This window comes from Streptomyces hesseae (genome assembly GCF_031845785.1).
In the GTDB taxonomy this organism is placed as follows: Bacteria; Actinomycetota; Actinomycetes; order Streptomycetales; family Streptomycetaceae; genus Streptomyces; species Streptomyces hesseae.
This window is the reverse complement of sequence record NZ_JAVRFI010000008.1, coordinates 104,293-118,580: the sequence shown is the minus strand read 5'-3', so window position 1 is coordinate 118,580 and position 14,288 is coordinate 104,293. Positions and strand designations below refer to the sequence as shown.

Below are 14,288 nucleotides of genomic sequence, written 5' to 3'. Positions count from 1 at the left end.
CCCGGAGAGAGGGAGCAAGGTCACCCTGGGTTGACTCTGGCGTGGCGGATGTTGCCCCCGGTAGGTTCGCGGCGACTTTTGCGAACCAGGGGAGGGTGTATGCGCAAGGCCGTCAGATTCCTGCTGGCGCTGACCATGTCCATCGGCACGGTCGGCGCCGGCAGCGCGGCGGCGGGGGCGGCGGGGACCGCCACCGAGCCGGACATCAAGGAACGCGTCCTGAAGATCCCGGGGATGAGTTTCGTCGAGGAGAAGCCCTACGAGGGCTACCGCTACCTCGTGATGACCTATCAGCAGCCGGTCGACCACCGGAACCCGTCGAAGGGCACCTTCGCGCAGCGCTTCACGCTGCTGCACAAGAACACCGACCGGCCGACGGTCTTCTACACCTCCGGCTACAACGTCAACACCACTCCGTCGCGCAGCGAGCCGACCCGGATCGTCGACGGCAACCAGGTGTCGATGGAGTACCGCTTCTTCACCCCGTCCCGGCCGCAGCCCGCCGACTGGTCCAAGCTCGACATCTGGCAGGCCGCCAGCGACCAGCACCGCCTCTTCGCGGCCCTCAAGCCGGTCTACGACAAGAACTGGCTGGCCACCGGCGGCAGCAAGGGCGGCATGACGGCGACGTACTACCGCCGTTTCTTCCCCAAGGACATGAACGGCACCGTCGCCTACGTCGCGCCCAACGACGTGGTCAACGACGAGGACTCCGCCTACGACCGGTTCTTCGCGACCGTCGGCGACCAGGCCTGCCGCACCCAGCTGAACTCGGTGCAGCGCGAGGCCCTTGTCCGCCGCGGTGAGATCGTCGGCCGCTACCAGAAGTGGGCCGGCGAGAACGGCAAGACCTTCAAGACCGTGGGCAGCGCCGACAAGGCCTACGAGAACGTCGTCATGGACCTGGTGTGGGCGTTCTGGCAGTACCACCTCCAGAGCGACTGCAAGACCGTGCCCGCCACCAAGGCGTCGACGGACGAGCTGTACAAGTTCATCGACGACATCTCCGGCTTCGACGGCTACACCGACCAGGGTCTGGAGAAGTTCACGCCGTACTACTACCAGGCGGGCACCGAACTGGGCTCCCCGAGCCCCAAGTTCGCCAACCTCAAGGGCCTGCTGCGGTACCCCGACAGCTACAAGCCGCGCACCTATGTGCCGCGTGACATCCCGATGAAGTTCCGGCCGGGCGCCATGGCGGACGTCGACCGCTGGGTGCGCGAGGAGAGCAGGAACATGCTGTTCGTCTACGGGCAGAACGACCCGTGGAGCTCGGAGCCGTTCCGCCTCGGCAGGAACGCCGCGGCCCGCCACGACTACCGCTTCTACGCCCCGGGCGGCAACCACGGCTCCAACATCTCCCAGCTCGTCGCCGACGAGCGGACGGTGGCCACGGCCGAGGTGCTGCGCTGGGCGGGTGTCGCGCCCGCGGCCGTCCAGAAGGACGACAAGCAGGCCAAGCCGCTGGCGCCCTTCAACGCCAAGCTCGACCAGCAGACCATGGAGCGGCAGTCCACGCTCCGGCCGTAACGGCTTGACGGTCTAGAGGCGGCGGGCGCACCCCACGGGGCGCCCGCCGCCCACCTGTACATACAGGTCCGTCGAGGGCGGACAGTCCTCCCGCGTGCGCACCGTGGAGTCCACCCGGAACTCCGGCGCGTGGCCCCGTGATCCTTCGCAGGCCGTCTCCTTCACGACCCCGTGCCGCTCGGTGTACACGCAGTCGCCCGCCACCGTCAGCGGGCCGCCGCCCATGCCCGGGTCGCCCGGGTGCGGCGGACGCAGATCGCGCATACAGGCGTAGCCCTCGGGGGCGCTCTCCGACTCCGACGTGCCGGTGTTCACCGCCGTGATGTGCAGCACGAAATCGGTGCTGTCGGGGCAGCGCGGACCGTCCTCCCGCGGGCCGTAGTAGCGGGCGAGGACACTGGCGGTGGCGCGCTCGTCCGCGCAGTCCAGCTCGGTGAAGGCCGTCGTCCTGCCCCGGCCCGCGCACGACCCCTGACCCAGGAAAGTGGCGCTCCGGCCCGGCTCGGCCCGCTCGAGCGCGCCCTGCCCGGCCTGTTCGCCCTGGGTGACGATCTCCGCTCCTGGGTTCCCCTCCTGGAGCTGACAGCCGGCGAGCGCCCCGGACCCGCACAGCATGGCGAGAGCGAACAGCGCCTTCGGTAGCGCGCGATGGCGCATGATCTCCCCCAACCCACCGAGCGAGCGTCCAGAGTTACCCGACGGCCACCGGCGCACGCCAGGCGTGCGGGAGGGTTTGCGGAGGGTGACCGCGCGCCCCGCTCCCGCCCGCCGGCGTCCGCCACCGGCGCGGTAGAGGGGGTGTCACCGGCGACGGCGCGCTACCGGCCACAGGCGGCGGAGAGGGAGTGGCCCGCGCCGTCGGTACGGCGGGGCCGGTACCGCTCTGCGGGGACCGGCGGCAGCACGCCTCTTGGACGGGCCGCGCGCCGGAGCGGTTCCGCGCCGCGGCGCACCGGGCCGGCGGGCCCGGCGCCTAGCGGGCCCGGCGCCGCGCCCTGCCGAAGCCTCGTGCCCTGCCGAACCGCACGGGGACGCGCCGGGCCAGCAGCCCCGCGCGGGGCGCGAGCCGGCGGACCATCGAGAAGACCGATTCCGTCCGGGTGCGGTCGGCGTCCAGCACCGTGAAGAGGTTCACCCCGAGGTAGAAGACGACGGCGGCGTTGGCCAGGTCGCGCGGCGGGGTGAGCCGGGCGAGGGGGGTGCCGCCGATGACCCGCTCCAGGGTCTCCTCCATGAACGCCATCCACGGCTCGACCCGGACCCTGATCTCCTCACGCAGCTCCGGCTTGGCCACGGCCGCCGCGACCAGCTCGGAGAGCAGGGTGATGTGGCCGCCCTCCAGGTCGTCGCGGTAGATGCGGGTGGCCCGTTCGGCGAGCTCCTCCAGCGTGCGCGCGTCCGCGACGGTGGCGGTGTGGCGCGTCATCCGCTCGGCGGAGGAGCGGTCGAGAGCGGCGAACAGCAGGGGGTCGACGCCGCCGAAGTGGTAGAAGACCAACGCCGAGTTGACCCCGGCCTCCTTGGCGATCGTCCGCGCGCTGGCCTTGCCGTAGCCCTGGGTGCGCAGGACCGTGCCCGCCGCGGTGATCAGCCGTTCCTTGGTCTCCACTGTCATCCGCCGCCCCCTCGAAGAGCGTTCATCATACGTTTTGAGCGGTTGCTCAAAACGATCGGTCCGGCCATTGCTCCCGCAGCATGCGCAGCGTTTCGCGGATCGCGGGGCGCCGGGCCGCGCCCTTGCGCCAGTAGGCGAACAGGTGACGTACGGGCACGGGCTCCAGGGGGAGCGCCACGACCTCCGGGGGCAGCGGGCCGCGCCCGAGCCGCGGGACCACGGCGATGCCCAGGCCCGCCGCGACGAGCGCGACGTGGGTGTGGTTCTCGGCGGCCTGATAGGCGAGGTCCGGCTCGTCCCCGGACGCGCGCAGGGTCCGTACGAGCCAGTCGTGGCAGACCGTGCCGGGCGGCTGGCCGACCCAGCGCTCCCCCTCCAGGTCCGCGTGGCACAGCCGGGCGTATCCGGCCAGCGCGTGGCCCCGGGGGACCAGGACGTCGCAGAGGTCGGCGCCGATCCGCAGCCGCTCCAGGCCGTCCGGCGCGGGCAGCGGCGAGATGTCCCACTCGAACGTGACGGTCAGGTCGAGCACCCCCCGCTCCACGAGCCCGACGGACAGGTGCGGGTCGACCTCGGTCAGCCGGGTGTCCAGAGAGGGGTGGGCCTGGGCCAGCGCGGCCAGGACGCCGGGGAGCAGGCCGCGCGCGGCCGACGCGAACGCCCCGATCGTCAGCCGGCCCGTCGGCAGCCCGCGCCGCTCCTCCAGCTCGGTCTCCGCCCGTTCGACCAGTGACAGCAGCTCGTGCGCCGTCTGAGCCAGCCGGACCGCCGCGTCGGTCAGCGCGACCCCGCGCCCCTTGCGCTCCAGCAGGGTGGTGCGGGTCTCCCGCTCCAGCTTGGTTATCGACTGCGACACGGCCGAGGGCGTGTAGCCCAGGGCGATGGCGGCCGCGCTGACGGAGCCGTGCACGGAGACGGCGTGCAGCGCGCGCAGCCGGGACAGATCCAGCATGGTCTTCCGACCCCTCATTGTTGAGCGCCCCTCATTGTTGAGCGTCACTGAATCCCATCATGAAGAAACGTGTGCTGGTGCTACATGGTCGTCGCATCGGATTCTCGTCACATGCGTCCTCAGCACCTCGCCCTGGCCGTCTCTGTCGCCGCCCTCTGGGGCGTCAACTTCGTCGTCATCCACGTCGGCCTCGCCCACTTCCCGCCCCTGCTCTTCTGCGCGCTGCGCTTCCTCGCGGCGGCGGTCCCCGCCGTCTTCTTCGCCGGTCGGCCTCCGGTGAAGTGGCGGTACATCATCGGGGTGGGGCTGGCGCTCGGGGTGGGCAAGTTCGGGCTGCTGTTCGTCGGTATGCACGCCGGGATGCCCACCGGGCTGTCCTCGCTGGTGCTCCAGGCCCAGGCGGTCTTCACCGCCCTCTTCGCCGTGCTCGCCCTGGCCGAACGCCCCGGCCGCGTCAGGCTGCTGGGCATGGCCGTGGCCCTGGCGGGAATCGCGGTCGCCGCCGTGGACGAAGGGGCCTCCGGCCCGCTGACCGGCTTCGCGCTGGTCGTGGGCGCGGCGGCCTTCTGGGGCGTGTCCAACGTCCTGACCCGCAAGGCCGCGCCCGCCGACGCCCTGCGCTTCACCGTGTGGATCAGCACCGTCCCGGTGCTGCCGCTGCTCGCGCTGTCCCTCGTGTTCGAGGGGCCGGCCGCCGACGCCGAGGCGCTGCGCTCGCTCGACTGGACCGGCGCCGGCGCCCTGCTGTTCGTCGCCTGGGTGAGCACGTTGCTCGGATTCGGCGCGTGGGGATACCTGCTGCGCACCTACGACGCGTCGGTCGTCGCGCCCTTCTCGCTGCTGGTCCCGGTGTTCGGCATGTCCTCGGCGGCCCTGCTGCTGGGCGAGGGCGTGAGCCCGCTGCGCTGGTGCGCGGCGGTGCTGCTCGTGGGCGGAGTTGCCCTCACCTCGCTCGCGGGACGGTCCTTCACGTCGCTCGCGGGGCGGCGGCGACCAGTCCCCGCAGATACTCCGCTCCCGCCCCCGCCAGTTGAGGGAAGTCGGCCGACCGCGGATGCCAGCGCTTCTCGTACTCCCAGCTCAGCCAGCCGTCCCAGCCCGCGCGGCTGAGGGCCCGGACGCAGGCGCCCAGGGGCAGCACCCCGGCCCCGAGCGGCAGCGGGGCGGTGTCCTCCGCCGAGGCGACGTCCTTCACCTGCACATAGCCCAGATGGGGGGCCAGCGCCGGGAGGCTGACGGCCGGTTCCTCGCCGCCCAGCCAGGTGTGCAGCAGGTCCCAGAGGGCGCCCACGCTGCGGTGCCCCACGGGCCCCAGCACGCGTACGGCGTCCTGGGCCCGCCGGTGCGAGTCATGGGTCTCCAGCAGTACGCGGACGCCCGTGTCGGCGGCGAGCGGGGCGATCGAGCCGAGCCTGCGGGCGGCCGCCGCGTCGGCCTCCGCCACGGGCTGATCGCCACCGCCGGGGAACACCCGTACGTACGGCGCCCCGAGGTCCCCCGCCAGCCGGACCAGCTCGGTGAGCTCGGCCAGCACCGGCTCGTCGGGCCCGGGGGCGGCCACCCGGGCGTACCCGGCCACAGCCAGGACCGTCAGGCCCGCGTCCGCGAACTCCATGGCCACCGAGGCCCGCTGCGCGGCGGAGACGCCCGGGTGCACGGGCTCCTCGGGGTGGGCGCGCAGTTCCACGCCGTCGTAGCCGCAGGTGGCGGCGAGCCGCACCACGTCGCGGGGCGGCATCCCGGGTACGCCGAGGGTCGAAAAGGCCAGCTTCATGCCTCTTGGGCTTCCCCGTGAGGGCGTGGGAAATGCCTCGGCGTCGTCAGGGAGACGGGTGTACGGCAAACAGGGGTTCCCTACGGTAAGTAACGGATGGATAACAGCTTGAAATCGGTGCAACCCTACGGGGCCTCCGAGGGTCGTATTGGACATCGGGCTTCCCGGGGAGGGATCCGGGGGGATTCGGAGGAAGCCCGTTCAGGGGGGAACGCGAGGGGCCCGGTCGTCGGACCGGGCCCCTCGAATCACGTGCGCCCCGGTTCGAAACACACGCGCGATCACATACGCCCCGACAGAAGCGGAATGGCGGATATCCACAGGCTCGAACGCCTGTCGGTCCTCGGCGGTACCGTCGGGGCATGGTGCAACTGGCTGTGGTCGAAGGTGTCCTGGAGCGGATCACCTACGCCAACGAGGACAGCGGCTACACGGTCGCGCGCGTCGACACCGGGCGCGGCGGCGGGGACCTCCTCACGGTGGTCGGCTCCCTGCTCGGCGCGCAGCCGGGCGAGTCGCTGCGCATGGAGGGCCGCTGGGGCTCCCACCCGCAATACGGCAGGCAGTTCACCGTGGAGAACTACACCACCCTCCTGCCCGCCACGATCCAGGGCATCCGCCGCTATCTGGGATCCGGCCTGATCAAGGGCGTCGGGCCGCGCATCGCCGACCGCATCGTCAGTCACTTCGGCACGGACACCCTCGACGTCATCGAGAAGGAGCCCGCGCGCCTGATCGAGGTGCCCGGCCTCGGCCCCAAGCGGACCAGGTCGATCGGGGCCGCATGGGAGGAACAGAAGGCCATCAAGGAGGTCATGGTCTTCCTCCAGGGCGTCGGCGTCTCCACCTCCATCGCCGTGCGCATCTACAAGCAGTACGGCGACGCCTCCATCTCCGTCGTCCGCGAGCAGCCCTACCGGCTGGCGGCCGACGTGTGGGGCATCGGCTTCCTCACCGCCGACCGCATCGCCCAGTCGGTCGGCATCCCGCACGACAGCCCCGAGCGGGCCAAGGCCGGGCTGCGCCACGCCCTGTCCCAGTCCACCGACCAGGGGCACTGCTTCCTCCCCGAGGAACAACTGATCGCCGACGCGGTGAAGTTGCTCCAGGTCGACACCGGGCTGGTCATCGACTGTCTGGCCGAGCTGGCGGAGGACGGGCCGGACGGCGCGGGAGTGGTCCGCGAGACCGTGCCGGGCCCCGACGGCGGCGAGCCGGTCACCGCTGTCTACCTGGTCCCCTTCCATCGCGCGGAGCTCTCCCTCGCCGCCCAGCTGACGCGGCTGCTGAAGGCCTCGGACGACCGTCTGGCGGCCTTCCGGGACGTCCAGTGGGACAAGGCCCTGGCCTGGCTCGCGGGGCGCACGGGAGCCGAGCTGGCGCCCGAGCAGCAGGAGGCGGTCCGGCTCGCGCTCACCAGCAAGGTCGCCGTCCTCACCGGTGGCCCGGGCTGCGGCAAGTCCTTCACCGTCCGGTCCGTGGTGGAGCTGGCCCGGGCCAGGAAGGCCAAGGTGGTGCTGGCCGCGCCCACCGGCCGGGCCGCCAAGCGGCTCTCCGAGCTCACCGGCGCCGAAGCCTCCACCGTCCACCGGCTGCTGGAGCTCAAGCCCGGCGGCGACGCCGCCTACGACCGGGACCGGCCGCTGGACGCCGATCTGGTGGTCGTCGACGAGGCGTCGATGCTGGACCTCCTGCTGGCCAACAAGCTGGTGAAGGCCGTCGCTCCGGGCGCGCATCTACTGCTGGTCGGCGATGTGGACCAGCTGCCGTCGGTGGGGGCCGGGGAGGTGCTGCGCGACCTCCTGGCCCCCGGCAGTCCCGTCCCGGCGGTCCGGCTCACCCGGATCTTCCGGCAGGCCCAGCAGTCCGGTGTGGTCACCAACGCCCACCGCATCAACTCCGGTGTGCAGCCCATCACTCAGGGCATGACGGACTTCTTCCTCTTCGTCGAGGAGGACACCGAGGAGGCGGGCCGGCTGACGGTGGACGTGGCGGCCCGGCGCATCCCCGCGAGATTCGGCCTCGACCCGCGCCGCGACATCCAGGTGCTGGCCCCCATGCACCGCGGCCCGGCCGGCGCCGGCACCCTCAACGGGCTGCTCCAGCAGGCCATCACGCCCGCCCGCCCCGACCTGCCCGAGCGCCGCTTCGGCGGCCGGGTCTTCCGCGTCGGCGACAAGGTCACCCAGATCCGCAACAACTACGAGAAGGGCGAGAACGGCGTCTTCAACGGCACGGTCGGGGTGGTCACGGCGCTGGACGACGTCGAGCAGCGGCTGACCGTCCGCACCGACGAGGACGAGGAGGTCGGCTACGACTTCGACGAGCTCGACGAGCTCGCCCACGCCTACGCGGTGACCATCCACCGTTCCCAGGGCAGCGAGTACCCGGCGGTGGTGATCCCGGTCACCACGAGTGCCTGGATGATGCTTCAGCGCAATCTGCTTTACACCGCTGTCACCAGGGCGAAAAAGCTCGTGGTGCTAGTGGGGTCACGGCGTGCCCTGGGGCAGGCAGTGCGCACGGTATCGGCGGGGCGGCGCTGTACGGCCCTGGACTTCCGGCTCGCGGAAGGTGGTGTTCGTCTCTGAGCGGTTTACCAATCAGGGCGAAGGGGGCAGGATGGGCAGGCTGGGCGGCACTGAGTGCCGTCCTTGGGCCCTATGGCCGACCCCGAGTGCACGTACATCGTCCAAATGGGGGAAGGTAGGGGTAGTCAGGGCACCTCGAAGAAGAGGCACAACGTCGGTGAGGGATGACGTGAGCGACAACTCTGTAGTAGTGCGGTACGGGGACGGCGAGTACAGCTACCCGGTGGTCGACAGCACTGTCGGCGACAAGGGCTTCGACATCGGCAAGCTGCGTGCCCAGACCGGTCTGGTGACCCTGGACTCCGGCTATGGCAACACGGCCGCCTATAAATCCGCGATCACCTACCTCGACGGTGAGCAGGGCATCCTGCGGTACCGCGGTTACCCGATCGAGCAGCTGGCCGAGCGGAGCTCGTTCCTCGAGACCGCCTTCCTGCTGATCAACGGCGAGCTGCCCACCGTCGACGAGCTGGCGACCTTCAAGGGCGAGATCACCCAGCACACGCTGCTGCACGAGGACGTCAAGCGGTTCTTCGACGGCTTCCCGCGTGACGCCCACCCGATGGCCATGCTGTCCTCCGTGGTCAGCGCGCTGTCGACCTTCTACCAGGACAGCCACAACCCGTTCGACGAGAAGCAGCGTCACCTCTCGACGATCCGGCTGCTGGCCAAGCTGCCGACGATCGCGGCGTACGCGTTCAAGAAGTCGATCGGTCACCCGATCGTCTACCCGCGCAACGACCTCGGCTACGTCGAGAACTTCCTGCGCATGACCTTCTCGGTGCCCGCCGCCGAGTTCGAGCTGGACCCGGTTGTCGTCAGCGCCCTGGACAAGCTGCTGATCCTCCACGCCGACCACGAGCAGAACTGCTCCACCTCGACCGTGCGCCTGGTCGGCTCCTCGCAGGCCAACCTCTTCGCGTCGATCTCCGCGGGCATCAACGCCCTGTGGGGCCCGCTGCACGGCGGTGCCAACCAGGCCGTCCTGGAGATGCTGGAGTCCATCCAGGCCTCCGGTGGCGACGTCGACGCCTTCATCCGCAAGGTGAAGAACAAGGAGGACGGCGTCCGCCTGATGGGCTTCGGCCACCGGGTGTACAAGAGCTTCGACCCGCGCGCGAAGATCATCAAGGCCGCCGCCCACGACGTCCTCTCCGCGCTGGGCAAGAGCGACGAGCTGCTCGACATCGCGCTCAAGCTCGAGGAGCACGCGCTCAACGACGACTACTTCGTCTCGCGCAACCTCTACCCGAACGTGGACTTCTACACCGGTCTGATCTACCGGGCCATGGGCTTCCCGTCCGAGATGTTCACCGTGCTCTTCGCGCTCGGCCGGCTGCCCGGCTGGATCGCCCAGTGGCACGAGATGATCAAGGAGCCGGGTTCCCGCATCGGCCGCCCGCGCCAGATCTACACGGGCGTCGTCGAGCGCGACTTCGTCCCCGTCGAGCGCCGCTAGCCGGAAGGCCTGGCGAAGGCTCCACAGGCGTACGAAAGGCGCCCCGCACCGGATGGTGCGGGGCGCCTTTTCGCGTAGGCGATGCCATGTAGGCGATGCCATGAAGATGAAAAGCGCCCCGACTCCGATCCCCCCACGGGTCGGAGCGAGGCGCTTCCCTGCCCCGGCACGGATTCCCCCCACGGGATCCGGCCGGGAGCCGGCGGACGCGATCTGCCGGGACGCGTACGTACGGGAGGGCCGCTCAAAGCTCCCCGGGTACGTGCCCCGGCCACGCGTGGCCGGTTCGTCCCCCAAGACGATCCAGCACTGCCTGGTTAGACCAATGACCCCCCACGATGGTTACCTCCCAATCGCTGTGATCTAGGTCTCCTGGCATAAGGGGTGTAAAAGGGCAAGAGGCTCCTTGTGGTGATTCTGTGAAGGTGCCCCATGCCGAGAGCGGCTCAGGCGCGGCCGGACAGTTCGTATCCGGCCTCGTCCACGGCGGCGCGGACGGCCTCGTCGTCCAGCGGGCCGGCGGCGGTGATCGTCACCAGGCCGGTGGCGGCCGCGGCCTCCACCGAGGTCACGCCGGCGATCGTCGAGACCTCCTCGCGCACCGCGGACTCGCAGTGGCCACAGGTCATGCCGGTCACCTTGTAGACGGTGGTGGTGCTCATGGGCGTACTCCTCGGGAGTCGGATGCGCAGGGCTTCTGCCGATGCCGGGAACACCTTACCCCCGGGGGGTATTCTGAGGGGTGGGAATCGGTGGAATCAACGATTCTTCGGACGGTGGTCGCGGTAGCCGGGGCGCCGGGTCACCCAGTCACGGATGGTGTCCGCGAACCAGTAGGGTCTGCCGCTCTCGTGGAGGTCGGGAACGGGCAGCAGGCCGTGCTTCCGGTACGAGCGGACGGTGTCGGTCCGCACGCCGATGTGCGCCGCGATCTCCCGGTAGGACCAGAGCCGACGGTCGGTCATCTCTCGCCTCTCCGCCGCGGCGCAGCCACGGAGGAGGGGTCCGTCGGGGAGCTGTGGCGCGGCCGTTCTCGGTCGCTTGAAGCCTCACCCCGGGGGCGACGGAGAGTGATCACGCGCGAGGGCCTGTCGGTCTTCTGTGACGGAAGGCTCGCGCCGCTGTGACGCTCGTAACACGAGGGTGACTTGGTAACAGGAGGGCGGGCCTCCGCCCAGCGGCCCACCGGCGGGCGTCAGCCGACGTCGGCCAGCCGGACCGGCCGGGCCTCCCGCCGGGAGACCTCGCACGCCTCGGCGATGTGGAGGGCCCGCAGCCCCTCCGCCCCCGGGCAGGGGTTGCCCCCGAGCCCCCGCGCGGCCCGGACGAACGCCGCCAGTTCGGCCCGGAAGGCGTCCTCGAAGCGCTCCTGGAAGTCCGTCCAGGGCCGCCGCGGGGCGGCGGGGCCGCCGGGCTCGGCGGAGGTCAGCGGTGCCCGTTCGTCCAGCCCGGCGACCCACTGGTCGCGCTCCCCGGACAGTTCCACGCGCACGTCGTAGCCCGCGCCGTTGTACCGGGTCGAGGTGGCCGTGACGAGCGTGCCGTCGTCGAGGGTGAGCAGGGCCGCGGCGGTGTCCACGTCGCCGGCCTCGCGGAAGAAGGCCGCGCCGCCGTTCGCGCCCCGCGCGTACACCTCCGTCACCTCCCGCCCGGTCAGCCAGCGGACGGCGTCGAAGTCGTGGACCATGCAGTCGCGGAACAGGCCGCCGGACAGCGGCAGGAAGTCCGCGGGCGGCGGCGCCGCGTCGGAGGTCACGCACCGGATGGTGTGCACCCGCCCCAGCGCCCCCGAGCGCAGTGCCTCGCGCGCGGCCAGGAACCCGGCGTCGAAGCGCCGCTGGAAACCGATCTGGAGCAGCGTGCCCGCCGCCTCCACCTCGCGCAGCGCGGCGATCGTGCCCGCCAGGTCCAGCGCGACGGGTTTCTCGCAGAAAGCGGGCAGTCCGGCACGCGCCGCACGGGTGATCAGGCCCGCGTGGGAGGCGGTCGCGGTGGCGATGACCACGGCGTCCACGCCCGCCGAGGTGAAGACCTCGCCCACCGTACGGGCGGGCCGGGCCCCCACGGCCTCCGCGAGGCCCGCCGCGCGCCCGGGGTCGGCGTCGGCGACGACCAGCTCGGCGACGCCCTCGGTCCCCGCCAGCCGGGCCGCGTGCCGGGTGCCGATCCGTCCGGCGCCGAGCAGCGCGACCCGCAGCCCACCGACCCGCAGCCCACCGGCCATCAGCCCACTGGCCATCAGCCCACCGGTCATCGCGGCGGGGAGTCGTAGAGGGCGGGGCGCTCGGGGAGGACGACCGGCACGCGCCCGCCGGTCGCCTGGGCCCGTACCGCCGCCTCGCAGACCACGGCGGCCGCGTAGCCGTCCCAGACGCTCGGGCCCGTCGTCCCGCCGCGCCGGACGGCGTCCACCCAGGCCTGGACCTCGCGGTCGTAGGCGCCCCGGAAGCGGGTGACGAAGTCCTGGGCGATCTCCCCGCCCCACCGCCCGGCGGCGTGGACGGTCAGCCCGTGCGCGTCGCCGATCCGGGCGGTGCCGCGCTCGCCGACGGCCTCGCAGCGCACCTGGTAGCCGAAGCCGCAGTTGACGAAGACCTCGACGTCGACGACCGCGCCGCCCTCGGTCTCGAACAGCACGAGCTGGGGGTCGCTCAGCTCGTCCGGGGCGCCGGACGAGGGGGTGGGGCGCAGCACGGTGACGGCGGTGATCTCCTCGCCCAGCAGCCAGCGTGTGGCGTCGATCTCGTGGACGACCGAGTCGTTGATCGTCATCTGGCTGGTGTAGCCGGGCGGTGTCGAGACGTTGCGGTGGGTGCAGTGGAGCATCAGCGCGCGCCCGAGGTCTCCCGCGTCCAGGAGCGCTTTCAGATGCTGGTATTCGCTGTCGTAGCGGCGCATGAAGCCGACCTGGACGCGTCGGCGGCCCAGCCGGGTCTCCGCCTCCAGCACCCGGCGCGCGGAGGCGGAGTCCGGTGTGAGGGGCTTCTCGCACAGGACGGGCAGGTCGCGCGCGAACGCCTCCAGCAGGGCCTCCTCGTGGGCGGGCCCGGGGGAGGCGATGAGCACGGCGTCCACGTCGTCCGCGGCCATGGCGGCGGCCGGGTCGGTGTGGGCGGCGCAGCCGTCGACGCGCGCGGCGGCGGCCTCGGCGCGGCGCGGGTCGATGTCGACGACGGCGGTCACCCGCGCCCCGCTGATGGCCTGGTCGAGGCGCCGGACGTGGTCGGCGCCCATTCTGCCGGTGCCGATGACGGCCACGCCGAGCGTTCCGTGTTGCGTCATTGCGTGTTCCTCGGTGCTGGTGCGTGTTGCGTTGCGCCTTGGTGGGGGTGGGCGTTCCTTGGTGTCCGTGTCGGTGCCGGTGTGCGCGGTCACGCGCCGCAGGAGCGCAGGAAGGCGCGGGTGCGGCGGGCGATGGGCAGCGGCTTGTCGGGCGGGCACGGGTACATGTCCTGCTCGACGATGGCGAAGAGGTCGACGCCGAGCCCCTGGGCGGCCGTCAGTACGGGCTCCAGCGCCGGTACGCCGCGCGGCGGTTCGCACATGACGCCCTGCCGCACGGCCGGGCCGAAGGGTGTGCCCCGCTCGACGACGTCGGCCAGGATCGCGGGGTCCACCTGCTTGAGGTGGAGGTAGCCGATGCGTTCCCCGTAGGTCTTGATGAGCTTGACGCTGTCGCCGCCGCAGTAGGCGTAGTGCCCGGTGTCCAGGCAGAGGCTCACCAGCGTCGGGTCGGTGGCGTCGAGGAAGCGCTCGACGTGCTCCTCGGTGGCGATGTGGGTGTCGGCGTGGGGGTGGACGACCAGGGAGAGCCCGTAGGCGTCGCGCACCTCGGCCGCGAGCCGTTCCGTGCCGGTGGTCAGCGACCGCCACTGGTCGGCCGTCAGCTCCGGGCTCTCCAGGGCCTCGGCGGTCTTGTCGTCGCGCCAGAAGGAGGGGATGGCGACGAGGTGGTTCGCGCCCGTGTCGCGTGCCAGCGCGGCCACGCGGGAGACCTGCTCCCAGGTCTCCTCCCAGACCGCCGGCCCGCGGTGCAGGGCGGTGAAGACCGTGCCAGCCGACACCTTCAGGCCCCGTTTCCCGGTCTCCTCGCGCAACCGGGCGGGGTCGGTGGGGAGATAGCCGTACGGGCCGAGCTCGATCCACTCGTAGCCCGCCTCGGACACCTCGTCGAGGAAGCGCCGCCAGGGGAGCTGGGCCGGGTCGTCGGCGAACCACACGCCCCAGGAGTCCGGCGCGGAGCCGACCCGGATCCGGTTCAGCGCGGGGGGCGGTGACGGGCTGAGGTCGGGGGCGCGGACGCTGTCCATGCGGCGGCTCTCCTCTCGCCGGTCGGCACTGACCGGACAAGGGCTCGGGTTGCCCGT

General features: G+C 71.7%; 12 protein-coding genes and 1 pseudogene. 4 read left to right on the top strand and 9 right to left on the bottom strand.

Going from position 1 to position 14,288, the window contains the following annotated elements; translation table 11 throughout:
* Positions 1–99 precede the first annotated feature (99 nt).
* Positions 100–1,530, top strand: coding sequence for a S28 family serine protease (locus tag RM609_RS15140; RefSeq protein ID WP_311611226.1), 1,431 nt, complete (start codon positions 100–102; stop codon positions 1,528–1,530).
* A gap of 12 nt (positions 1,531–1,542) precedes the next feature.
* Here RM609_RS15140 and RM609_RS15135 read toward each other — a convergent pair whose 3' ends face one another.
* The 3 genes from RM609_RS15135 to RM609_RS15125 form a co-directional block, all read right to left on the bottom strand.
* Positions 1,543–2,187, bottom strand: a complete 645-nt coding sequence (locus tag RM609_RS15135; protein ID WP_311611225.1) for a hypothetical protein — start codon at positions 2,185–2,187, stop codon at positions 1,543–1,545.
* 316 nt (positions 2,188–2,503) lie between these two features.
* The gene (locus tag RM609_RS15130; RefSeq protein WP_311611223.1) at positions 2,504–3,145 is read right to left on the bottom strand and encodes a TetR/AcrR family transcriptional regulator; all 642 of its coding nucleotides are present in this window, start codon (positions 3,143–3,145) and stop codon (positions 2,504–2,506) included.
* A 46-nt stretch (positions 3,146–3,191) separates the two neighbouring features.
* The gene (locus RM609_RS15125) at positions 3,192–4,097 is read right to left on the bottom strand and encodes a LysR family transcriptional regulator (RefSeq protein ID WP_311611222.1); all 906 of its coding nucleotides are present in this window, start codon (positions 4,095–4,097) and stop codon (positions 3,192–3,194) included.
* Between the two features lie 111 nt (positions 4,098–4,208).
* Between RM609_RS15125 and RM609_RS15120 the strand changes: the two genes are divergently transcribed.
* Positions 4,209–5,207: an EamA family transporter gene (locus RM609_RS15120; protein ID WP_311611220.1), complete on the top strand. Its 999-nt coding sequence runs from the start codon at positions 4,209–4,211 to the stop codon at positions 5,205–5,207.
* Here the strand turns inward: RM609_RS15120 and RM609_RS15115 are convergent.
* Positions 5,089–5,871: pseudogene (locus RM609_RS15115) on the bottom strand (sugar phosphate isomerase/epimerase family protein); the annotation flags it as partial. The gene RM609_RS15120 and the pseudogene RM609_RS15115 overlap by 119 nt on opposite strands.
* Positions 5,872–6,233: 362 nt before the next feature.
* Here RM609_RS15115 and recD2 point away from each other — a divergent pair.
* Both recD2 and RM609_RS15105 read left to right on the top strand, forming a co-directional pair.
* Positions 6,234–8,462 (top strand): SF1B family DNA helicase RecD2, encoded by a 2,229-nt coding sequence (gene recD2, locus RM609_RS15110; protein ID WP_311611219.1) that lies wholly within the window; start codon positions 6,234–6,236, stop codon positions 8,460–8,462.
* A gap of 169 nt (positions 8,463–8,631) precedes the next feature.
* Positions 8,632–9,921, top strand: coding sequence for a citrate synthase (locus RM609_RS15105; RefSeq protein ID WP_126914237.1), 1,290 nt, complete (start codon positions 8,632–8,634; stop codon positions 9,919–9,921).
* 446 nt (positions 9,922–10,367) lie between these two features.
* On the opposite strand, the gene RM609_RS15100 is transcribed toward RM609_RS15105, so the two are convergent.
* The 5 genes from RM609_RS15100 to RM609_RS15080 all read right to left on the bottom strand — a co-directional run bounded on the left by RM609_RS15100 (position 10,368) and on the right by RM609_RS15080 (position 14,231).
* A complete protein-coding gene (locus tag RM609_RS15100; RefSeq protein WP_438828448.1) occupies positions 10,368–10,613 on the bottom strand; it encodes a heavy-metal-associated domain-containing protein in 246 nt (81 codons plus the stop codon).
* A 66-nt stretch (positions 10,614–10,679) separates the two neighbouring features.
* A complete protein-coding gene (locus RM609_RS15095) occupies positions 10,680–10,886 on the bottom strand; it encodes a helix-turn-helix transcriptional regulator (protein WP_311611215.1) in 207 nt (68 codons plus the stop codon).
* A gap of 230 nt (positions 10,887–11,116) precedes the next feature.
* Positions 11,117–12,118 (bottom strand): Gfo/Idh/MocA family protein, encoded by a 1,002-nt coding sequence (locus RM609_RS15090; RefSeq protein WP_311611442.1) that lies wholly within the window; start codon positions 12,116–12,118, stop codon positions 11,117–11,119.
* Positions 12,119–12,171: 53 nt separating this feature from the next.
* Entirely contained in the window at positions 12,172–13,203 is a 1,032-nt protein-coding gene (locus RM609_RS15085) for a Gfo/Idh/MocA family protein (protein ID WP_311611213.1), read from the bottom strand.
* An 89-nt stretch (positions 13,204–13,292) separates the two neighbouring features.
* On the bottom strand, positions 13,293–14,231 hold the full coding sequence (locus tag RM609_RS15080) for a sugar phosphate isomerase/epimerase family protein (protein WP_311611211.1): 939 nt from the start codon (positions 14,229–14,231) through the stop codon (positions 13,293–13,295).
* Positions 14,232–14,288 lie beyond the last annotated feature (57 nt).

Bases quoted from the DNA above. Each gene is read 5' to 3' on its own strand.
- RM609_RS15080 (WP_311611211.1), bottom strand. From the start codon at position 14,231: ATGGACAGCGTCCGCGCCCCCGACCTCAGCCCGTCACCGCCCCCCGCG.
- RM609_RS15140 (WP_311611226.1), top strand. From the start codon at position 100: ATGCGCAAGGCCGTCAGATTCCTGCTGGCGCTGACCATGTCCATCGGC.
- RM609_RS15135 (WP_311611225.1), bottom strand. From the start codon at position 2,187: ATGCGCCATCGCGCGCTACCGAAGGCGCTGTTCGCTCTCGCCATGCTG.
- RM609_RS15125 (WP_311611222.1), bottom strand. From the start codon at position 4,097: ATGCTGGATCTGTCCCGGCTGCGCGCGCTGCACGCCGTCTCCGTGCAC.
- RM609_RS15095 (WP_311611215.1), bottom strand. From the start codon at position 10,886: ATGACCGACCGTCGGCTCTGGTCCTACCGGGAGATCGCGGCGCACATC.
- RM609_RS15120 (WP_311611220.1), top strand. From the start codon at position 4,209: ATGCGTCCTCAGCACCTCGCCCTGGCCGTCTCTGTCGCCGCCCTCTGG.
- RM609_RS15130 (WP_311611223.1), bottom strand. From the start codon at position 3,145: ATGACAGTGGAGACCAAGGAACGGCTGATCACCGCGGCGGGCACGGTC.
- RM609_RS15085 (WP_311611213.1), bottom strand. From the start codon at position 13,203: ATGACGCAACACGGAACGCTCGGCGTGGCCGTCATCGGCACCGGCAGA.
- recD2 (WP_311611219.1), top strand. From the start codon at position 6,234: ATGGTGCAACTGGCTGTGGTCGAAGGTGTCCTGGAGCGGATCACCTAC.